Genomic DNA, 21,524 nt, shown 5'->3' with positions numbered 1-21,524 from the left:
CCTGCCCCTCACGTTCATTCCCAACCCCTCCCTCGGGTCGCCGTCGCGCGCATTTTCGCGTTCATTCTCAGGTCTGTTTCGAGATACGAAGATATTCGAAAGCAGTCAATTGTCATTCGGAGATCATTGAGTTACGAATGAAAGCATCAAAGGGACCGCGGGACCAAAGAGCTCGCGGCGCGAATGGGAGAGGGGACGTGGCAGTGAAGAACCGCGACAGCGCGCGTGCGACCGTGTTTTCGGCCAGCCTGGCGGCGATCGCCGTCGCCATCGCCGGGCCGGTTTACGCCCAGACGGCGCCATCGGACGAGGCGGCCCAGGCCGACGCCGCCCAGGTGGAAGAGGTCGTCGTCACCGGCACCCTGCTGCGAGGCGTCGCGCCGGTGGGCACCAACGTCATCGGCGTGGGCAAGGACGAGGTGATCGCCAGCGGCGCGGCCTCGACCAACGACCTGTTGGCCACCATTCCGCAGATCAGCAACTTCAACGGCTTCCCCGCCGTCTCGGCCAGCTTCGGCCAGCCGATCGCCCAGACCAACCTTCGCAACCTGGGCGCCTCGGGCGGGACCACCACCCTGGTCCTGCTGAACGGCCACCGGGTGGTCGGCGCGGGCATCCTGCAGACCTATGTCGATCCCACCGTGATCCCGCCGGGCGTCATCGAGCGCGTCGAGGTCATCCCGGACGGCGGGTCGTCGATCTATGGCTCGGACGCCATCGGCGGCGTCATCAACTTCATCACCCGCAAGCGGATGTCGGGCGCCGAGGTGTCGGGCAAGTACGGCGTGGCCGACGGCTACCACACCCTCGACGCCAACATGACGGTCGGCAAGGACTGGGGCCGCGGCTCGCTGTCGGCGTCCTACGCCTATGCCTGGCACGACGACATCCTGGGCCGCGAGCGAGACTACGTCACCCAGGACAACCGCGGGACCGGCGGCACGGACCGCCGCGCCGCGACCTGCGCGCAAGCCAACATCACCGCTGCGGGCGTCGCCTACGCCATGCCGGGCCTGGTCGCGGGGACCCGTAACCTCTGCGACACCACCGACCACGCCGACGTCTATCCGCGCGAGCGTCGCCACACGGTCTTCGTGACCCTGGACCAGCAGGTCACCGACGACCTGTCGGTCAACGTCACCGGCTACTACTCGGTCCGCAAGACCAACATGAAGACCGCGCCGCTGTCGACGAACTCGACGATCACCTCGGCCAACCCCTACTTCCGCCCGATCGGGACCGAGACCAGCCAGTCGGTGTTGTTCAGCTACGCGCCGGTGCTCGGCGACAGCACGGACAACCCCGCCAAGTTCAGCTCCGAGGGCGTCACCCCGACCTTCGACCTGGACCTCGGCCATGGCTGGAAGCTGCGCGGCATGGGCAACTTCGGTCACAGCTACAGCCAGACCAACGAGGGCTCGATCAACAGCCCCTATGTGGACCAGGCCCTGCGGGCGACCACCACCGCCACGGCGCTGAACCCCTACGACCTGGCCCAGACCAACCCGGCGGTGCTGGCCGCGATCCGCGACTACACCAACATCTCGAAGGCCAAGCAGGACCTGGCCGAAGGCCGCCTGGTCGCCGACGGCGCGCTGTTCATCCTGCCGGGCGGCGACGTCCGCCTGGCCGTGGGCGCCGAGTATCATCACGAGAGCATCGACGCGGCCATCGCCTTCGGTCCGACGGCCACGCCCAAGCGCAACGCCGTCTCGGCCTCGCGCAACGTCAAGTCCGTGTTCGGCGAAGTCCTCGTGCCGCTGGTCGGCGCGGGCAACGCCAAGCCCTTCCTGCGGGCCCTGGACCTGACCGGCTCGATCCGCCATGACGACTACAGCGACGTCGGCGGCACGACCAATCCCAAGGTCGGCTTCAACTACACGCCGTTCGACGGCGTCCGCATCCGCGGCAACTGGGGCAGCTCGTTCCACGCGCCCAGCCTGGCCGACACCACCGGCGCGGTCGATGCCCGGGTGACCTCGTTCCCGATCGCGCTGAACGTCCGTCCGGGCGATCCGGCCGGCAGCGCCCTGCGGCCGATCCTGTACATCTCCGGCGGCAGCCCGACCCTGCGTCCCGAAACCGCCGATACATGGTCGCTGGGCGCGGACTTCAAGCCGAAGTTCCTGCCCGGCGTGACCGCCAGCGTGACCTACTACAACGTCGACTTCTCCGACGTGATCAGCGTCAACGCCGGGGGCTTCAACGGTGGCGCGGCCTTCTACGCCGACGCCTCCAACGCGCCGTACTACATCCTCAACCCGACCCTGGCGCAGGCCCAGGCCTTCTCGCGCGGCGCCCGGGCCGACAACTTCGACTCCCTGGCCGCGTTCTTCGCGACCAGCAGCCCGTACGCGATCTACGACCTGCGTCGCTACAACCGCGGCCGGGTCAAGCAGGACGGCGTCGACTTCAACCTGCAGGCCTATCGCGCGACCCGCTTCGGATCGCTGTCGGCCAGCTTCGGCGGGACCTACACGCTGAACCGCAAGACCAGCGACGCCAACAACGGCGTCTATGTCGACCGCCTGAAGAACGGCGTGGGGCGCTTCAACTATGTGGCCACCGCCGGCGGCGCCTACGGCAAGGTCACCGGCCGGGTGACCCTGACGCACAGCGGCGGCTATCCGATCGTGGGCGAAGCGGTCCAGTCGAGCGTGGGCGCCTTCAACACCGTCGATCTCTATGGCGGCCTGGACCTGGGCGACCTCGGGCCGATGCAGGGCGCGCAGCTGACCCTCAATGTCGACAACCTGTTCGACAAGGACCCGCCATGGCGCAACGCCAACAGCGGCTACGCCAACGGCTCGACGCTCGGCCGCCTCGTCTCGGTCGGGGTGCGCACCAAGTTCTAGCCCGCGCTCGCCCGCCGGGAGCGACGTTCTCCTCTCTCGGCGGGCCTTTTTCTTCGGGACGAAGCGCGGCCCAGGTTCAGTCCGCGGGCTTGGCCTGGGCGACGGCGGCGCGCCAGGCGCGCCATATCCGCTCGCGCGTCGCCGCCGGCATGGCGGGCTGGAAGCGCCGGCTGGGCGCGGTGTCCGCCGTCAGGGGCGCGCCCAGGGCCTGGGCGGCCATGCGGGCCACGCCCAGGGCGCTGGCCTCCGGGCTGGGCTGGCGGACGACGGCGCGGTCCATCAGGTCGGCCAGGAGCTGAAGCAGGAAAGCGTTGCGGGTGGCCCCGCCGTCGACGCGGATCTCGCTGAGCGCCCGGCCGAGATCGGCCTCCATGGCCGCGACGACGTCGGCGATCTGCAGGGCGATGGCCTCGAAGGCGGCGCGCGCGACGTGGGCCGGACGGGTGCCCAGGCTCATGCCGCTGATCAGGCCGCGGGCGCGGTCGTGCCAGTGCGGCGCGCCCAGCCCGGCCAGGGCGGGGACGAAGACGACCCCGTCGCTGGTCTCGACCGACAGCGCCAGGTCCGTCAGGGCCTGCTCGTCGGCCAGGCCCAGCAGCTGGGTCGCGAAGGCCGCGGCCTGGCCCGAGACGGTGATGTTGCCTTCCAGGGCGTAGACGCAGGTCCCGCCCTGGGTCCAGGCGATCGTCGACGACAGGCCATGGGACGAGGCGACCGGCTCGTCGGTCGCGGTCATGATCGACGAGCCGGTGCCGATCGTGGCCTTCACCGCCCCTGGCGCGGCCTGGGCGTGGCCGAACAGCGCCGCGTGGGAGTCGCCCAGGATCGCGTGGATCGGCGTGCCCGGCTCCAGCCCGGTGACGCCCGCCGCGACCGCGCCGAAGCGGGCGTCGGACGGGGCGATGGCCGGCAGGATCGACAGCGGAACGCCGAACACCGCGGCCAGCTCGGGATCCCAGGCGCGGGTGCGCAGGTTCAGGAGCTGGGTGCGCGAGGCGTTGCTGGGGTCGGTCGCGTGGACCGCGCCGCCGGTGAAATTCCAGAGCAGCCAGGAATCGATCGTGCCGGCGCGCAGCTTGCCGCGCGCCGCCAGGTCGGCGACGTCCGGCTGGGTCTCGAGCAGCCAGGCCAGCTTGGCGGCGGGAAACAGGGGATCCAGGCCCAGGCCGCTGCGCTCGGCGATGAACGCCTCGTGGCCCTCGGCCTTCAGCCTGGCGCACAGGTCCGACGAGCGACGGCACTGCCAGCTGATCGCCGGCGCGACCGGGCGGCCGGTGTCGGCGTCCCAGGCGACGATCGTCTCGCGCTGGTTGCTGATCGCCAGGGCGGCCACGGTGACGCCCGGGGCGGCGGCCAGCAGATCGTCGATCACCGCCACGACGCTGGCCCAGACATGCTCGGCGTTCTGCTCGGCCCAGCCCGACCGGGGATGGCCGAGGCTCATCGGGCGCGAGGCGCGGGCGATGATCCCGCCGTCCTGGCCGACCAGCAGGGCCTTGGTGTTGGTGGTGCCCTGGTCGATCGCCAGGATCGCCGCGCCGGCCATCAGCGGGTCTTTTGGGCGACGAGGTCCCGGGCCGCGGCGGCGACGCCCCCGGCGGTCAGGCCGGCGCGCTCCATCAGCCATTCGGCCGACCCGGTCGGCTGGAAACCGTCGAAGCCCAGGATGCGCATCGCGACGGGCCGGTTCTGGGTCACGACCTCGGCGACCGCGCCGCCCAGGCCGCCGCGCACGACATGTTCCTCGGCGGTGACGATGGCGCCGCAGTCGGCGGCCGCGGCGATGATCGCCGCCTCGTCCAGGGGCGCGATGGTCGCCATGTTGATCACCCGGGCCGACACGCCTTCGGCCGCCAGCAGCTCGGCGGCCGCCAGGGCGCGATGCACCAGGGCGCCGGTGGCGATGATCGCCACGTCGGCGCCCTCGCGCATGATCTCGGCCTTGCCGATCTGGAACGGCGTCCCGTGCTCCAGTTCCGGCACCGGCATGCGGCTGATGCGGATGAAGGTCGGCTGGTCGCTGGCGGCGGCGGCCTTGACCGCCTCGGCCGTCTCCCAGGGGTCGCAGGGCACGATCACCGTCAGCCCGCGCAGGGGGCGCAGCCAGGCCAGGTCCTCGATCGAGTGATGGGTCGCGCCCAGTTCGCCATAGGCGACGCCGCTGGAGATGCCGCACAGCTTCACGTTCGCCGCCGAATAGGCGACGTCGACCTTGATCTGCTCCAGGGCGCGGGCGGTCAGGAAGCAGGCGGCGCCGCTGACGAACGGGATCTTGCCGCCGTTGGCCAGGCCGGCGCCGACGCCGACCATGTTCTGCTCGGCGATGCCGACATTGATCAGGCGTTCGGGGAAGCGGTCGCGGAACGGGCCCAGCTTGCTGGAGCCGACGCTGTCATTGACGACGGCGACGATGCGGGGATCGGCGGCGGCCAGCGTCTCGAGCGTGCGCGAATAGGCGTCGCGGCAGTCGAAGAGGCCGGGCGGGGAGGGGGCGTGCGCGTTCATGCGGGATCCTTGCCGTCCGCCAGTTCGGCCTGGGCCTGGGCGTATTGCTCGGCGTTCGGTACGCCATGATGCCATCGGGCCTGGTCGTGCATGAACGAAATACCATAGCCCTTGATCGTGTTGGCGATCACGCAGCGAGGTCGCTGGCGCGGCGTGGCCGGGGCGTCGAGGACCGACAGCAGGGCGGCGTGGTCGTGGCCGTTCACCTCGACGACCTCCCATCCGAAGGCCCGCCATTTGTCGGCCAGGGGTTCCAGGCCATTGGTGTCCTCGGTCCGCGCGCCCTGCTGCAGGCGATTGCGGTCGATGATCGCGGTCAGGCCGCCCAGCTTGCGGTGGCCGGCCAGCATGGCGGCCTCCCACATGCTGCCTTCCTGCAGCTCGCCGTCGCCGGTCAGCACGAAGGTGCGGTGGTCGGCGCCGTCCACCTGGGCGGCGATGGCCACGCCGACCGCCACGGGCAGGCCGTGGCCCAGCGGGCCGGTATTGGTCTCCACGCCTGGCAGATAGGTGCGGTTGGGGTGGCCGTTGAGCCGTGAATTGGGTTGCAGATAGGTCGACAGCTCGGTTTCGGGAAAGAAACCCGCGCCGGCCAGGGCGCTGTAGAGCGCGCCGGTGCAGTGGCCCTTGCTCATGATGAACCGGTCGCGATCCGGCGCGGCCGGCGCGGCGGGGTCGAAGCGCATGACGCCGAAATACAAGGCGGCCAGGACGTCCGTCGCCGACAGGTCGCCGCCCGGATGGCCTTGCCCGGCCTCGTAGATCATCTGGAGACTGCGCCGGCGCATCCAGTTCGCGCGCTCCCGCACGCGGTCGACGCGCCCGGCGGCCACGGCCTCTCGCCTTGCGTCCAGGGCTTTCACCAATCCCGCCTCCTCCATCGTGAGGATTTGACTATCCGCACCCTTGGTCGGAAACAAGGGAAACTTTCGAATGGCTTCGAATTGCCGCGTTGGGCGAAAGCGCATCTCTTCGGAATTTCCAGGGAAATCGTCGAGCCTGGTTTGACAGCGCGGAATCTCGTATGCATCTTGCCGTCGGAAAAAGAAAATAAACGAAGCTCAGCCGGCGAGTGCGCCGGGCAGGGAGGGCGCGTGACGAAGATCGGTCCGAGACGGCGTGGGGCGCGATGGGCGGTGTGCGCCGTCCTGCTCGCGGGCGCCGCGACGCTGTCGGGCTGCAAGGTCGTGACGCTGGACCAGGACCAGGCCATCCGCGCCAAGCGCAGCCTCAACTTCAAGGCCGACGACTATGTCGGCAAGATCTGGGACACCCAGGCCTTGCCGGCCTTCCGCGCCCGCGCCGCGCCCGCCAAGACGCTGTTTCCCGCGATCGACGCCAACGCCGAGGAGGCCGGCGTTCGCCTGGGCCGTCGGTCCGGCGAGGGCGCGCCCTGGACCTTCGTCGTCTCCGGGGAGGGCGTCGTCACCGCCGTCGACTCCGGCTCGCGACGCCGCACCATCGCCGTGGCGCTGGGCGACGGCCTGTCCCGTTCCGTGAGGCTGCAGGCGGGGCCCGTGGTGGTCGGAACCTCGCTGCGCGACGCCTTGCCGTTCATCGCGTTCGACGACTTCACCGACCAACTGGCCTATGCCGACGTCGGCCGGGCGCTGACCAACACCGCCCTGTCGCGGCTGGCCCCGACCCTGGACGGCCTCAAGCCCGGGGACGAGGTCCGCTTCGTCGGCGCGTTCGACCTGGCGGCGGCCGACCAGCCCGTGCTGGTGACGCCGGTGCTGATTGACAAGCCGGGCCCGCGGGGCGTCGCGCCATGAGCCCGGGCCCCGTCCTTCTCAGCGCCCGCGGCGTGACCAAGGCCTATGGCGCGACCCAGGCCCTGCGCGGCGTCGACTTCGACGTGCGGGGCGGCGCGGTCAATGTCCTGATCGGCGAGAACGGCGCGGGCAAGTCGACGCTGATGCGCATCCTGGCCGGGGTCGAGCAGCCCGACGGCGGCGAACTGGCCCTGGCCGGCGCCCCCGCGCGGCTGCGCTCGATCCGCGACGCGGTCCGGCAAGGCATCGGCATCGTGTTCCAGGAGCTGAACCTCTGTCCGAACCTGACGGTGGTCGAGAACATCTTCCTGGGCCGTAACCTGCGGACCGGCCTGGCCATCGATCACGCCGCCGAGCGGCGGAAGGCCGACGAGGCCCTGGCGCGCCTGGGCGCGACCTTCGGCGGCGACACGCCCGTCTCCGCGCTGAGCATCGGCCAGCAGCAGATCGTCGAGATCGCCCGCGTGCTGGTCGAGGACGTCCGTGTCCTGATCATGGACGAGCCGACCTCGGCTCTCAGCGAGGAGGAGGTCGCCAGCCTGTTCGCCGTGATCGGCGAGCTGAAGCGGCAGGGCGTGGGCGTCGTCTACATCTCCCACCGGCTCGAGGAGCTGATGCGCATCGGCGACCTCATCACGGTCATGCGCGACGGCGCGGTGGTGGCCTCGGCGCCGGTCGCCCAGGCCTCGGTGCCCTGGATCATCGAAGCCATGCTGGGCGAGGCCGCCGCGGGTCCCGCGCGGCCGGCGCCCCGCGCGGCCGGCGAGGTCGTGCTGTCCCTGAACGACGTGGTCGTCCAGCGCGGCGACGGCGCCAGGCTGGTGGACGGCGTCAGCGCCGACTTCCGCGCCGGCGAGGTGGTGGCGATCTACGGCCTGCTGGGCGCGGGGCGCACGGAACTGTTCGAATACGCCTTCGGCCTGCGTCGGGGCGTCGGGGCGGTGCGGCTGGCCGGCGAGGCGATCGAAAAGCGCTCGACGGCCGAGCGGGTCGAGCGGCGCTTGCTGATGGTCCCGGAGGACCGCCAGCGCGCGGGCCTGTTCCAGAACCTGACCGTCGGCGGCAATCTCGGCCTCTCGACCATCGGCCGGCTCTCGCGCCTGGGCGTCGTCTCGGGCGGGGCGGAGGCCGGCGCGGTCAGGACGATGATCTCGCGCCTGGGGGTGAAGACCCCGTCGGGCGCGACGCCGATCGGCGCGCTGTCGGGCGGCAACCAGCAGAAGGTCGTCATCGGCCGCTGCCTGCTCTGCGATCCGTTGGCCCTGCTGCTGGACGAGCCCGCGCGCGGCGTCGACATCGGCGCGCGCGCCGAGGTGTTCGCGGCCATGCGCGCCCTGGCCGCCGACGGCCTGGCCGTGGTGTTCGCCACCTCGGACATGCTGGAGGCCCTCGGCGTCGCCGACCGGATCCTGGTGCTCTCGAAGGGCCGCCTGACCGCCGACCTGCCCGCGGCCGAGGCCGATGAAGGGCGCCTGGTCCGGGCCGCCAACGGCGCGGTCGTTTCCTCTTCCGCGCCGCGCCCCCAGCGCGCCGCGCTCGCGCAGTGAAGGTCAGCATGACGTCGATCGCCTCCACCCCGGCCGCTCCGATCGCCAAGCCGCCCGCCCCGGCCTGGCTCGCCCTGCTGTTCAAGTCGCGGGCCCTGGTCGCGCTGGTGCTGGTCACCGCCTTCTTCGCCGTGCAGGCTCCCAACTTCCTGTCGGTGGCCAGCCTGCTGATCACCGCCAAGCACATCGCCACCATCGCCATCCTGGCGATCGGCATGACCTATGTGATCCTGACCGGCGGCATCGACCTGTCGGTCGGGTCGATCGCGGGCCTGGCCGGCATGATCGGCGGCGCCTTGATCCTCAACGGCCTGACCGCCGGCCCGCTGGGCGTGGTGATCTATCCGTCCGTGCCGGCGGTGATCGCCATCGTGGTGGCGATCGGCGGCCTGATCGGCCTGCTGAACGGGGTGCTGATCACCCGCTTCGGCGTGGCGCCGTTCATCGCCACCCTGGGCGTGCTGTACGTGGCGCGCGGCGCGGCGCTGCTGTGCTCCAACGGCGCGACGTTTCCGAACCTGACCGGCAACGTCGAGCTCGGCAATGGCGGCTTTCCGATGCTGGGCGCCGGACGCCTGCTGGGCGTGCCGGTTCCGGTGCTGATCATGATCGCCCTCGCGGCGCTGGCCGCCTGGGTCGCGGCCCACACGCCCTTCGGCCGTCGCGTCTACGCGGTGGGCGGCAACGAGCGGGCCGCCCAGCTCTCGGGCGTGCGCGTCGCCCGGATCAAGACCCTGGTCTACGTGATCTCGGGCATGTGCGCGGCGCTGGTCGGCCTGATCGTCGCCTCGGACCTGGTCGCGGCCCACCCCGCCTCGGGCGAAACCTTCGAGCTCAGCGCCATCGCCGCGGTCGTCCTGGGCGGCGCCTCGCTGGTCGGCGGGCGGGGGACCATCGGCGGGGCGATCATCGGCGCCTGCGTCATCGGCGTTCTCGGCGACGGCCTGGTCATGATCGGCGTCAGCGAGTTCTGGCAAATGGTGATCAAGGGTACGGTAATCGTCACGGCCGTTGTACTCGATCAGTTGCAGGGCCGGATCATCGGCGCGCGGGACTGAGAGCGGACATGGCCAAGGAAACTTCCACCAAGACTGAAACCGCCAAGAGCGCGGGCAAGACCGCGTCGGCCAAGGCGCCGCGCCCCAAGGCCGTCAGCCCGCGGACAGCCTCGTCCGGCGCCTCGCTGCTGGGCGAGCCGCGCCGCATGAAGATGCTGGCCTGGTTCCAGGAGTCGGGCAGCGCCCGGGTGCGCGACCTGGCCGAGGCCTTCGCGGTCTCGGAAGTGACGGTCCGCCAGGACCTGGAGCGTCTGGAAGCCGACGGCCACGTCGTTCGCGAGCACGGCGGGGCCTATCTGAAGTCGGTGCCCCAGCAGGTGCGCGCCATGGCGCTGCATCACCTGGTCAACATGGAGGCCAAGAAGCGGATCGGCCAGGCCGCCGCCGCCCTGGTCGAGGACCACGAGACCATCATCATGGACGCCGGCTCGACCATCACCGAGATCGCCATGAACCTGGGCGACCGGCAGGGCCTGAACATCGTCACCAACGCCCTCAACATCGCCCTGATCCTGGGCGCGATCCCGACCTACACGGTCCACATGCCCGGCGGGCAGTTCAAGGCGCCGACCCTGTCGCTGTCGGGCGAACGCTCGGCCGACTATTTCGAGGGCCTGTTCGCCCAGAAGCTGTTCCTGGCCACGGCCGCCATCTCGTTCGAGGCGGGCCTGACCTTCCCGGCCATCTCCGACATCGCCGTCAAGCGCGCGATGATCAAGTCGGCCTCCAAGGTCTATCTGGCCGCCGACTCCACCAAGATCGGCAAGACGTCCTTCTCGTCGCTGGGCGGGGTCGAGAACATCCATAGCCTGATCACCGACAGCGGCATCCGCGACGAGGATCGCCGCGCCTTCGAAGACGCCGGCATAGAGGTCATAGTGGCATGACGCGAAGAACCGGGCTGCTGGTCCTGGGCGTGGCGGTCATCGCCGTGCTGGCGGTCGTCCTGCTGGTGTTCGCGCCGCGCGCGGGCCGGTCCAGCCTGATGGTCGTGATCACGCCCTCGCTCGACAACCCCTTCTTCGGCCAGGAGGCCCTGGCCGCCGAGCAGCGGGCCGTGGCCCTGGGCTACCGGACGCTGAAGTTCTCGCACGGCGACGACGCCTTCAAGCAGAGCCAGCTGATCGACACCGCCATCGCCCAGGGCGCGGCGGCCATCATCCTGGACAACGCCGGCGCCGACGCCAGCGTCGCGGCCGTCCTGCGCGCCAAGGCGGCGGGCGTGCCGGTGTTCCTGATCGATCGCGAGATCTCCAGCCGCGGCGCGGCCGCCGTGCAGATCGTCTCCAACAACTACCAGGGCGCGGCCCTGGGCGCGCAGGCCTTCGCCGAGGCGCTGCGGGAGAAGGGCCCCTATGCCGAGCTGGTCGGCAAGGAGTCGGACACCAACGCCGCCATCCGCTCGCGCGGCTTCCACGACGTGCTCGACCAGTATCCCGATTTGAAGATGGTCTCGCGCCAGAGCGCCAACTGGGACCAGGCCCAGGCGTTCGCGGTCATGCAGTCGATCCTGCAGGCCCACCCCGACCTCAAGGGCGTGATCGCCGGCAACGACACCATGGCCCTGGGGGCGGTGGCCGCCCTGGAGAGCGCCGGCCGGCGGGACGTGGTCGTCGTCGGGTTCGACGGCTCCAACGACGCCCGCGACGCCATCGCGGCGGGCAAGATGCGGGCGACCGTGCTGCAGCCGGCCCACCGCCAGGCCCAGTACGCCGTCGAGCTGGCCGACCGCTTCCTCAAGACCGGCAAGACCGGCGAGCGCGAGAAGCTCCTGATGAACTGCTTCCTGGTCGATCGGAGCAATGCTCCCCGCCTGAACAACTTCGCGCTGGCCAAGCCCGAAGGCCTCTGAAACCCCCAATCGAAAGCGTATCCCCATGACGGCCAAGCAAAGATACGGCGCCGGCATCTGGCACTTCGCGACCTATGTCGACCGCTACGCGACCGACGGCTACGGCTCGCCGCGCACCCTGCTGGAGATGATCGACCTGGCCGGCCAGGTCGAGGACCTGTCGGTGGTCGACATCAACTTCCCGTTCGTGGGGCAGGGGGTCTCGCTGTCGGCGATCGACCAGGCGCTGGACCGCAACGGCCTGAAGGTCATCGGCGTCACGCCCGAGATCTATACCCGGCAGTTCTCCAAGGGCGCCTTCACCAATCCCGACCCGGGCGTGCGCCGCCTGGCCAACGAAATGTGCAACGAGGCGGCCAAGATGGTCCGCCACTTCGGCGCCGACTACGTCAAGCTGTGGCCGGGCCAGGACGGCTGGGACTATCCGTTCCAGGTCGACCACAAGGCGCTGTGGACCGCCTCGGTCGAGGGCGTCGCCGAGCTGGCCGCCCAGAACCCGGACCTGAAGTTCGTCATCGAGTACAAGCCGCGCGAGCCGCGGGTGCACATGAGCTACGACTCCGTCGCCCGCACCCTGCTGGCCATCGAGCGCATGGGCGCGCCGAACGTCGGCATCCTGCTGGACTTCGGCCACTCGCTGTACGGCGGCGAGTCCCCCGCCGACGCCGCCCAGCTGGCCATCGACCACGGCCGCCTGTTCGGCATGGACGTCAACGACAACATGCGCGGCTGGGACGACGACCTGATCGCCGGCTCGGTGCACCCGATCGAGCTGTTCGAGTTCTTCTGGACCCTGCGCAAGAACGGCTGGGAGGGGGTCTGGCAGCTGGACCAGTTCCCGTTCCGCGAGGACAGCGTCGCCGCCGCCAACAGCGCCATCCGCTTCCTGAAGCGCATCGAGGCGGCGCTGGATCGGCTGGACATCGAGGGGCTCAAGGCGGCCCAGGCGCGCCAGGACGCCGTGACGGCGCTGGATATCGCGCGCTCGGCCCTGTTCGGCGCGTTCTAGCGCGTCTCTAGCCTATGGTTCGAGCCCCGCGCGGGGGCTAGGACTCTTCCTCGAGCGGTTGGTGGGTTTCGCCGCCCAAGCCATTCTGGAGAAGAGCATGATCGACGAGGCCGAAGCCGAGTCCCCCGCGCGACGCCGAGGCATCCAGTCCGTCGAGATCGGCCTGGGCATCCTGGAGGCCCTGGCCGGACTGGGCCAGGCCTCGACGTTGGGCGCGGTGGCCCAGGCCAGCGGCATGGCCGCGCCCCAGGTGCACCGCTATCTTCAGAGCCTGATCATGGCCGGCATGGCCTGCCAGGACCCGGCCACCGGCCGCTACGACCTTGGACCCAAGGCGCTGAAGCTGGGCATGGCGGCCCTGTCGCGGATCGACGCCTTCCGGCTTGTCGACGCCGCGATCGGCGAGTTCACCCAGCGGACCGGCCAGACGGTGCAGATCGCCGCCTTGGGGCCGCTGGGCCCGACCATCGTCCGCTGGAACATGGGGCGGCCGGCGGTGATGACCTCGTTCAATGTCGGATCCGTGCTGCCGCTGCTGTACTCGGCGACGGGGCACGCCTTCCTGGCCTTCACCCCGCCGATCGAGACCGAGCACCTGCTGGATCGCGAACTGACGACCGGGCCGATGACCCGCCCCCAGGTCGAGGCCCTGCGCCAGACTGTTCGCGAGCGCGGCTACGGGCACGTGGAGGGCACGATGGTGCCGGGGCTGCGCGCCACGGCGTTTCCGATCTTCGACCTGCAGGGGCGCGCGGTGCTGACCGCGACCGCGCTGCTGCCGGAGATGTTCGCGGGGGACCGTCACCAGGAGGCGCTGGCGGAGCTGGGCGACCTGTGCCGCGAGATCAGCGCGCAACTGGGCTGGTTGGGTTGAGTCATTATTCATTGCGAAAATGATTTCTCAGTGTCAAAAAATCGCATCCATCCCGATGTCCTCGAGACGCGGGGTAACGAAGGATGCGTGATGACCTCGCCCAACGACCAGCGCGCCCAGCTGGAAGCGCTCTACGCGGAGATGGCGCCGTCGAACCTGACGCCGTTATGGGAGTCGCTGGCCCAGCTGGTGCCCCGGCGCCCGGCCTCGCCGGCGGCGGTCCATCGGTGGTCGTATGACGCGGCGCGCGCCTATCTGCTTCGCGCCGGCGACCTGATCAGCGCGGAACAGGCCGAGCGGCGGGTGTTGATCCTGGAGAACCCCGGCCTCAAGGGGCAGTCGGCGATCACCCCCAGCCTCTATGCGGGCCTGCAGCTGATCCTGCCGGGCGAGGTCGCGCCGGCCCACCGCCATGCCCAGTGCGCCTTGCGCTTCGTGATGGAAGGCGAGGGCGCCTTCACCGCCCTGGACGGCGAGAAGGCGATCATGCGGCCGTTCGACCTGGTGCTGACGCCCGGCTGGCAGTGGCATGACCATGGCAATCCGACCGACCGGCCGATGATCTGGCTGGACGGCCTGGACATCCCGACCGTTCGCCATTTCGACGCCGGTTTCGCCGAGGGCTTTTCCGAGAAGGCCCATCCCGAGACCGCGCCGCCCGGCGACACCCTGGCGCGCTATGGCCGCAACCTGCGGCCCGTGCGGGGCTCGCCGGCCGATCGCCGGCCGGCCGGCCAGCCGCTGTTCCACTATCCCTACGCCGACTGGCGTCCGTCCCTCGGCGCCATGGCCGCCGGCGCGGACATCGATCCGCACCTGGGCCACGCGCTGGAATTCGTGAACCCCGCCGACGGCGGTTCGGTCATGCCCACGATCGCCGCCCATGTGCGCCTGCTGCCGGCGGGCTTCGAGACCCGCTCGCGCCGCGCCACCGACGGCACGATCTTCGTCGTGGTCGAGGGAAGCGGCTGGGCGTCGGTCGAGGGGCGCGAGATCCGGCTGGCGCCGCGCGACATCCTGGTCGTGCCGTCCTGGCATGACCTGCGCCTGGGCGCGTCCGAGGACCTGGTGCTGTTCGGTTATTCCGACAAGGCGGCGCAGGAAAAACTCAATCTCTACAAGGAGCAATGCGCGTGACCCTGGTGTTCGAGCCTCAAGCGCCGACGATCGCCGCGACCAGCGATGGGCGCGGCTTCCCGGTCCGGCGGATCTTCTGCGTGGGACGCAACTACGCCGCCCACGCGCGCGAGATGGGACGCGATCCGGATCGTGAAGCGCCGTTCTTCTTCACCAAGTGGGCCGAGACGGTCGTGCCCAGCGGCGGCGTCGTCGCCTATCCGCCCGAGACCGGCGACTTCCACTACGAGGCCGAACTGGTCGTCGCGATCGGCGCCGGCGGCCGCGATATCCCCGTGAATGAGGCCCTGGCCCATGTCCACGGCTACGCCACGGGCCTGGACATGACCCGCCGCGACCTGCAGCTGGAAGCCCGCGAGAAAGGCCGCCCCTGGGACACCGGGAAGAACGTCGAGCAGTCCTCGCCGCTGGGCCTGATCCATCCCGTGGCCGAGGTGGGTCATCCCGCAAGCGGCCGCATCGCCCTGACCGTGAACGGCGCGGTCCGGCAGGACGCCGACCTGGCCGACCTGATCTGGCCCGTGGCCGACGTCATCGCCTATGTCTCGCGCTTCTACCGGCTGGAGCCAGGCGACCTGATCTACACCGGCACGCCGGCGGGGGTCGGGGCGGTGGTCGAGGGCGACGAGATCGTCGTGTCGATCGCCGGTCTCAGCGACTGCGCCGTCAAGGTCGGGCCGCCCGCCCGTGACTGACCCGGTGACGCTGCACGGCTATTTTCGCTCGACGGCCTCCTACCGGGTCCGCATCGCGCTGAACCTGAAGGGCGTCGCCCATGGCGACGTCTTTCATCACCTGCGCAAGGGCGAGCAGCGCGCGCCGGAATTCCTGGCGATCAATCCGCAGGGGCTGGTGCCCGCACTGGAGATCGGCGGCGCGGTGCTGACCCAGAGCCTGGCGATCTGCGAGTATCTGGACGAGCTCCATCCCGATCCGCCGCTTCTGCCGGCCGACCCGCTGGCGCGCGCCAGGGTGCGGGCCTTCTCCCAGGTCATCGCCTGCGACATCCACCCGGTGCAGAACCTGCGCGTCCTGGCGCGGCTGCGAGCCCTGGGCGTGGCCGAGCCCCTGGTCAACGACTGGGCGGTCCAGGTGATCGACGAGGGGCTGGAGGCCTGCGCGCGGCTGGTGTCGGCCGACGGTCCCTATTGCTTCGGCGGCCAGGTGAGCCTGGCCGACCTGTGCCTGGTCCCGCAACTGGTCAACGCCCGGCGTTTCGGCGTCGACCTGCGCTGGCCGCGCCTGCTGGCGATCGAGGCGGCCTGCCTGGCGCTGGACGCCTTCGGCCGGGCGGCGCCGGAACGGCAGCCCGACGCCGAATAGACTCTGGCCGGGCCCTCAGGTCCGGCGCAGCGCGAACACCGCCAGGGCGGCGATCAGGGCCGGCGCGATCGCCGTCAGCAGCAAGGCCCGCGGCGTCCAGCCCAGGGTCAGCAGGGCTCCGCCGATCGTCGGGCCCAGGATCGAGCCGATGCGCCCCACGCCCAACGCCCAGCCGATGCCCGTCGAGCGGACCGCCGTCGGATAGGCGTTGGCGGTCACCGCGTTCAGCCCGATCTGCGCGCCCGACACGCCGAAGCCGCAGGCCGTGGCCGCCGCCAGCAGCAGCGTCGTGTTGGGCCCCGCCAGGGCGATGACGGCGATGAAGACGGCCGCGGCGAAATAGGCCGCGCCGAGGATCAGGTAGGGATCGCGACGGTCGATCAGCCGGCCCAGCACCACGCCGCCGATCACGCCGCCCAGGTTCAGCAGGGCGGTGGAGAGGATGGCGGTCTTCAGGGGCATGCCCAGGCTCTTGAGCAGGGACGGCAGCCAGTTGACCAGGAAGTACATGACCAGCAGGTTCATGAAGAAGGCCGTCCAGACCAGCGCGGTGCGGCCGGCGCGACCCTCGGTGAACAGGGCCGCGACCGGGAAGCGCCTGACGCCGTCGCGGTCGCCGCTCTCGCCGCGCACCGAGGCGACGAAGGCCTCGACGGACAGGCCGGGCGCGGCCTTGCGCAGGATCGCGGCGATGCGCGGCTCCTGTCCCGGGCGCAGGGCCAGGAAGCGGGCCGACTCCGGCAATCGCCAGATCAGCACCGGCAGCAGCAGCAGCGGCATGGCGCCGCCGACCAGGAACACCCACGACCAGCCGTGGTCGGCGATCAGCGGGGCGGTGACCAGGCCGCCGATCGTCGAGCCCAGGGGGAAGCCGCAGAACATCACCGTCACCAAGGTCGCCTTGTAGCGGGCGGGCGCATACTCGTTGGTCAGGGCGATGATGTTGGGCATGGCGCCGCCCAGGCCGACGCCGGTCAGCAGGCGCAGGGTCAGGAGCTCGTCCAGGGTGCGCGCCTGGGCGGTGAGCAGGGCGAAGATCCCGAAGACCGCCACCGACAGCAGGATGATGATCTTGCGGCCGAAGCGGTCGGCGGCCGAGCTGAGCGCGAAGGCCCCGATCGTCAGGCCCAGAAGGCCCGCGCCGAAGATCGGGCCGAAGGCGGAGGCGGGCAGGCCCCAGTCCTCGGCGATGCGCGGCGCGACATAGGCGATCGACTGGGTGTCGAAGCCGTCCAGCATCGCCACCAGCCCGCACAGGGCGGTGACGCCAATCTGGAACGCGCCGAACCGCGCCTGGTCGAGTCCCCCTTCGGGACCCGGCTGCATGCCCGCCATGATGTCTTTCCTCCGCGCCTGGAAAACGGTCCCGACCTGGGTTTGATGCCCACGGCGTCGCGTGGCGGCGGTCCGGTTTCCGTCGACCAAGGTTGATTTGACAATTGGTCATAGTCAAATCTATTTCGCATGATAAAATCCCATGAGCGAGGCCTCCGTCGGTATCGACGCGCTCCGCCTCGGGCGAAGTCCTCACGTCCAAGGGTCTCGCCGGCGCTTCGGTTGGCGGGGTGGTTGCGCGTGTGTGCAGCGTAAGCAGCTGAAATTAGAAGAAAATTTCATATCTCTCGTCGCCTGGCGCTCGGACCGTTGAGGTTGATTGACATGGTTCCGAAGCGCGGCTACGTCTTCGTTTAAATTCGAAGATATTCGAAAGAAAATGAAAAAATCCGGTGCGGGTGGCGGCGGGGCGAACGGCCGGCGCCAGGCTGGAGCGTCCGCTTCACGCGGGACGTCGGGACGGGAGAGGGACGATGAAGCGTCAAGTTCGACTGTGGCTGGCCGCGCTCGCGGGCCTGGGCGCCCTGTCCGCCGGAAGCGTCGGCCAGGCGCGATCGGCCGTGGAAAAGCCCCGGGTGATCGTTCTCTCGGACATCGGCAACGAGCCCGACGACTCCGAGTCCCTGGTCCGCCTGCTCCTGTACGCCAACGTGCTGGATCTGGAGGGCCTGGTCGCCACCACCTCGACCTGGCAGCGCGACCGCGTCCAGCCCCAGCTGATGCGCGAGCGGATCGCGGCCTATGGCCAGGTCCTGCCGAACCTGCGCCGCCACGCCGACGGCTATCCCGAGGCCGCCAGGCTGGAGGGCCTGGTCCGGTCCGGCGCCGCCGCCTACGGCATGCGCGGGGTGGGGCAGGGCAAGGACACCGACGGTTCGCGCCTGATCATCGCGACGGTGGATCGACCCGATCCCCGGCCGGTCTACGTCTCGGTATGGGGCGGGGCGCTGGACCTGGCCCAGGCGCTGTGGACCGTCCGCGCGACGCGCACGCCCGAGCAGCTGAAGGCCTTCGTCGCCAAGCTGCGGGTCTATTCGATCTCGGACCAGGACGACGCCGGCCCCTGGCTGCGCCAGAACTTCCCGGACCTGTTCTGGATCGCCAGCGTCCATGGCTGGGGCCAGTACGGCCAGGCCGCCTGGACCGGCATTTCCGCCGACGTCCTGCGGCCCGCCAAGTGGCCCGCCGGCGAGATGGTGACCAACGCCTGGCTGGAGACCAACATCCGCCGGGGCCCCCTCGGCGCGCTCTATCCGCCCCACCAGTTCATCATGGAAGGCGACACGCCCGCGTTCCTGTGGCTGATCCCCAACGGCCTGAACGTCCCCGAGCATCCCGAGTACGGCGGCTGGGGCGGTCGCTATGTCCCGACCTATGAGGGCGCGGCGCAGTACGGAGACACCCAGGACGCCGTCCCCGGGCCGGACGGGACCCGCTGGCTCAGCAACCAGGCCACCATCTTCCGCTGGCGCGAAGCCTTCCAGAACGACTTCGCCGCGCGGATCGGCTGGACCCTGACGCCGGACCGCGCCAAGGCCAACCATCCCCCGGCGCTGGTCCTGAACGGCGCGCCCGGAGACGCCCCCGTGACGCTCCAGGCCAAGGCCGGCCAGATCGTGGCGCTGAGCGCCGCCGGTTCGCGCGATCCGGACGGCGACCGGCTGACCTATCGCTGGTGGCAGTACGCCGAGCCCAGCGGCCGACCGGGCTTCTCGCCGCCCAAGCTCGACCTCGTCGACGCCGACAAGCCGCAGGCCAGCGTCGTGGCCCCGGCCGTCAAGGAGGCGGTCGTCTACCACATCGTTCTCGAGGTTCGAGACGCCGGCGCGCCAGCGATCACCCGGTATCGCCGGGTCCTGCTGGATGTCCATCCCTAGCGCTCGGCGGACCGCGGCGCCCATCACGATAAGAACACGACCCAGGAGAGGATTCATGAAACGCAAGACGGTCTTGTGTTCGGTCGCCAGCCTTCAGGCGCTGGTGGTCGGGCTTGCCGCCGGCAACGTCCACGCCCAGGAGGCCGGCCCGGCCCAGGCGCCCGCCGACAACCAGATCGGCGAGATCGTGGTCACCGCCCAGAAGCGGACGGAAAACCTGCGCGACACCCCGGTCTCGGTCGCGGTCGTGGCCCCCAAGCAGCTGGAGGCCGCCGGCGTGACGACCCTGGACGACCTGGGCAAGGCGGTGCCCTCGCTGGTGGCCCTGCCGGCGACCTCGACCCTGCGGCCGTTCTACACCCTGCGCGGGGTCAGCACGAACGTCATCACCGTCGGCTCGCCCAGCGGCGTGGCGGTGATGCTGGACGGCGTTACCCTGGCCCCGGAATCGCTGGCCGCGCGCCAGCTGACCGACATCGCCAGCGCCGAGGTGCTGCGCGGCCCGCAATCGACCCTGGGCGGTCGCACCGCCTCGATCGGCGTGGTCAACATCGTCACCCGCAAGCCCACCGACGTGTTCGAGGCGCGGGCCTCGGTGACGGCCACGACCGATGACGAGCTGCGCGCCCAGGCCTTCGTGGCCGGGCCGATCAACGACAGCATCGGCTTCTCGCTCTCGGGCTTCCGCAACCGGGCCGAGTTCGTCACCCGCAACCTGGCGACCGGCGACAACGACGTCTCCAAGGCGGCCGGCGTGCGCGGCAAGCTGCTGTTCAAGCCCACGGACGGCTTGGACGTCACCCTGTCGGCCAACTATGTCGACGCGCGCGACAAGGGACAGTTCCAGGCCTTCATCGATATCGACCCGACGGCCCGCTTTCGCGGCGCGTTCGCCCAGAGCGAGGCCCTGGTCGGCGTGACGCCCAGCCGCGACAACACCGACTACAACACGATCACCACGCCCGGCCAGCACACCAAGGACCAGCTGTACAGCGCGGTGGCGAACTACGAGATCGGCGACTTCACCCTGAGCTCGATCACCGCCAGGTCGCACGAGGACCGCGACCTGCGCTACGACGTCTACGGCCAGAAGATCGACTGGGCCTCGCGCCTGTCGGGCGGGACCTATTCCTGGAACAACATCCAGCGCTCGCAGCTGAAGATCGACGGCTTCAGCCAGGAGTTCCGCCTGGCGTCGCGGGACCTGGGCTTCGGCCGCGTGCTGGCGGGCCTGTACTACGACCACAGCAAGACCGGGTTCCAGTTCGACCGCCCCGCCTTCGGCACGCCCATCCCGCTGGGGGCCTATCGCGAAGCCAACAACAAGAGCTACGCGGCCTATGTGCGGGCGGACTTCGACCTGACCGACAGCACGACCCTGATCACCGGGCTGCGCTACAACCACGACAAGATCGCCTACGTCTATAACCTGCAATACAACACCACGCCGGCCAGCAACTCGACGCCGTTCACCCGCAAGGGCTCGGACAGCTTCGACACGATCGTCGGCGACGTGACCCTGAAGCAGGAGATCGGCGCGCGGGCCAATGTCTACGCGACCTATTCGCGGGGCTATAAGCCCAAGGTCTACAACCTCGACGCCACGGTCACCCCGACCAACACCTTCAATCCCGTCGACAAGGAAAAGGTCGACAACTTCGAGGGCGGCCTGAAGGGCGACTATTTCGACCGGCGGGTGAGCCTCAACCTCGCGGCCTTCTACACGACCTACAAGAATTTCCAGGTCCAGGCGGTCGACCCGACCGCGGCGGCGCCCACCTTCCAGCTGACCAACGCCGGCAAGGCCAGCACGCGCGGCGTGGAGCTGGACACGACGATCCGCCCGGCCCGCGGCCTGAGCCTCAATGCGTCGGTCGCCTATGTCGACGCCAAGTACGACAGCTTCGCCGGCGCCACCTGCTATGCGGGCCAGACCGCCGCCGCCGGCTGCGTCACCACGGGCGGCGCCAGCTTCCAGGACCTGTCGGGCAAGCGCCTGTCCAGCTCGCCGCGCTGGAAGCTCAACGCCGGCGCCGAGCAGCGCATCGACCTGTCCAGCGACCTGGAGCTGACCCTGGGCGGGGTCGTGAACTACCAGAGCCGGATCAACTTCGACGCCAACAACAACCCGCTGGCGACCCAGGACGCCTACGCCATCGTCAATCTGTCGGCGACGGTCGGACGCCCCGACCAGAGCTGGTCGCTCACCGCCTTCGTCAACAACGTGACCGACAAGCTCTACCTGTCGAACGTCTCGGATGTCGGCGGCCGCTGGGGCAACAAGGCGGCGATGAGCGGTTGGTACGGTCGCGACGCCCGGCGATACGCCGGCCTGCGGCTCGACACCAGGTTCTGACCCGCCGGATACCCACCGCGC

Annotated in this window: 17 protein-coding genes; 13 read left to right on the top strand and 4 right to left on the bottom strand. The window is 70.1% G+C overall.

Going from position 1 to position 21,524, the window contains the following annotated elements:
• Positions 1-197: 197 nt before the first annotated feature.
• Complete coding sequence (locus AC07NX_RS02845) at positions 198-2,855, top strand: TonB-dependent receptor domain-containing protein (protein WP_494638938.1); 2,658 nt, start codon at positions 198-200, stop codon at positions 2,853-2,855.
• A 76-nt stretch (positions 2,856-2,931) separates the two neighbouring features.
• Here the strand turns inward: AC07NX_RS02845 and AC07NX_RS02840 are convergent, their stop codons facing one another.
• Genes AC07NX_RS02840 through AC07NX_RS02830 form a run of 3 tightly spaced genes read right to left on the bottom strand, consistent with a single transcriptional unit; the run spans position 2,932 to position 6,223 of the window.
• Positions 2,932-4,401, bottom strand: coding sequence for an FGGY family carbohydrate kinase (locus tag AC07NX_RS02840; protein ID WP_494638936.1), 1,470 nt, complete (start codon positions 4,399-4,401; stop codon positions 2,932-2,934).
• Positions 4,401-5,360, bottom strand: a complete 960-nt coding sequence (locus AC07NX_RS02835; RefSeq protein WP_494638934.1) for a transketolase family protein — start codon at positions 5,358-5,360, stop codon at positions 4,401-4,403. Before AC07NX_RS02835 ends, AC07NX_RS02840 begins: the two co-directional genes overlap by 1 nt.
• Positions 5,357-6,223, bottom strand: coding sequence for a transketolase (locus AC07NX_RS02830; RefSeq protein WP_494638932.1), 867 nt, complete (start codon positions 6,221-6,223; stop codon positions 5,357-5,359). The genes AC07NX_RS02835 and AC07NX_RS02830 overlap by 4 nt, the downstream gene beginning before the upstream one ends.
• A 231-nt stretch (positions 6,224-6,454) precedes the next feature.
• Here AC07NX_RS02830 and AC07NX_RS02825 point away from each other — a divergent pair, with 231 nt between their 5' ends.
• The 10 genes from AC07NX_RS02825 (at position 6,455) to maiA (ending at position 15,935) form a co-directional block, all read left to right on the top strand.
• Positions 6,455-7,135 (top strand): DUF2291 family protein, encoded by a 681-nt coding sequence (locus AC07NX_RS02825; protein ID WP_494638930.1) that lies wholly within the window; start codon positions 6,455-6,457, stop codon positions 7,133-7,135.
• Complete coding sequence (locus tag AC07NX_RS02820; protein WP_494638928.1) at positions 7,132-8,682, top strand: sugar ABC transporter ATP-binding protein; 1,551 nt, start codon at positions 7,132-7,134, stop codon at positions 8,680-8,682. The genes AC07NX_RS02825 and AC07NX_RS02820 overlap by 4 nt, the downstream gene beginning before the upstream one ends.
• A gap of 8 nt (positions 8,683-8,690) precedes the next feature.
• Positions 8,691-9,740 carry an ABC transporter permease gene (locus AC07NX_RS02815; RefSeq protein ID WP_494638926.1) on the top strand — a complete coding sequence of 350 codons (1,050 nt, stop codon included), beginning with the start codon at positions 8,691-8,693 and terminating at the stop codon, positions 9,738-9,740.
• 8 nt (positions 9,741-9,748) lie between these two features.
• Complete coding sequence (locus AC07NX_RS02810; protein ID WP_494638924.1) at positions 9,749-10,627, top strand: DeoR/GlpR family DNA-binding transcription regulator; 879 nt, start codon at positions 9,749-9,751, stop codon at positions 10,625-10,627.
• Complete coding sequence (locus AC07NX_RS02805; protein WP_494638922.1) at positions 10,624-11,592, top strand: D-ribose ABC transporter substrate-binding protein; 969 nt, start codon at positions 10,624-10,626, stop codon at positions 11,590-11,592. The genes AC07NX_RS02810 and AC07NX_RS02805 overlap by 4 nt, the downstream gene beginning before the upstream one ends.
• A 25-nt stretch (positions 11,593-11,617) precedes the next feature.
• Positions 11,618-12,601, top strand: a complete 984-nt coding sequence (locus AC07NX_RS02800) for a sugar phosphate isomerase/epimerase family protein (protein ID WP_494638920.1) — start codon at positions 11,618-11,620, stop codon at positions 12,599-12,601.
• Positions 12,602-12,698: 97 nt separating this feature from the next.
• Positions 12,699-13,475, top strand: coding sequence for an IclR family transcriptional regulator (locus AC07NX_RS02795; protein ID WP_494638918.1), 777 nt, complete (start codon positions 12,699-12,701; stop codon positions 13,473-13,475).
• 90 nt (positions 13,476-13,565) lie between these two features.
• Positions 13,566-14,612, top strand: a complete 1,047-nt coding sequence (gene gtdA / locus AC07NX_RS02790) for a gentisate 1,2-dioxygenase (RefSeq protein ID WP_494638916.1) — start codon at positions 13,566-13,568, stop codon at positions 14,610-14,612.
• Entirely contained in the window at positions 14,609-15,307 is a 699-nt protein-coding gene (locus AC07NX_RS02785; protein WP_494638914.1) for a fumarylacetoacetate hydrolase family protein, read from the top strand. The genes gtdA and AC07NX_RS02785 overlap by 4 nt, the downstream gene beginning before the upstream one ends.
• Positions 15,300-15,935 carry a maleylacetoacetate isomerase gene (gene maiA / locus AC07NX_RS02780; protein ID WP_494638912.1) on the top strand — a complete coding sequence of 212 codons (636 nt, stop codon included), beginning with the start codon at positions 15,300-15,302 and terminating at the stop codon, positions 15,933-15,935. Before AC07NX_RS02785 ends, maiA begins: the two co-directional genes overlap by 8 nt.
• A gap of 15 nt (positions 15,936-15,950) precedes the next feature.
• On the opposite strand, the gene AC07NX_RS02775 is transcribed toward maiA, so the two are convergent.
• Positions 15,951-17,270 (bottom strand): MFS transporter, encoded by a 1,320-nt coding sequence (locus AC07NX_RS02775; RefSeq protein ID WP_494638910.1) that lies wholly within the window; start codon positions 17,268-17,270, stop codon positions 15,951-15,953.
• Between the two features lie 473 nt (positions 17,271-17,743).
• Between AC07NX_RS02775 and AC07NX_RS02770 the strand changes: the two genes are divergently transcribed.
• Complete coding sequence (locus AC07NX_RS02770) at positions 17,744-19,147, top strand: DUF1593 domain-containing protein (protein WP_494638908.1); 1,404 nt, start codon at positions 17,744-17,746, stop codon at positions 19,145-19,147.
• A gap of 55 nt (positions 19,148-19,202) precedes the next feature.
• A complete protein-coding gene (locus tag AC07NX_RS02765; RefSeq protein ID WP_494638906.1) occupies positions 19,203-21,503 on the top strand; it encodes a TonB-dependent receptor in 2,301 nt (766 codons plus the stop codon).
• Positions 21,504-21,524: the final 21 nt, after the last annotated feature.

The sequence above is a fragment of the Caulobacter sp. GW821-FHT09A05 genome, assembly GCF_059418465.1.
Note: the sequence above shows the minus strand (reverse complement) of the source record. Positions and strands in the feature narration are given on the sequence as shown.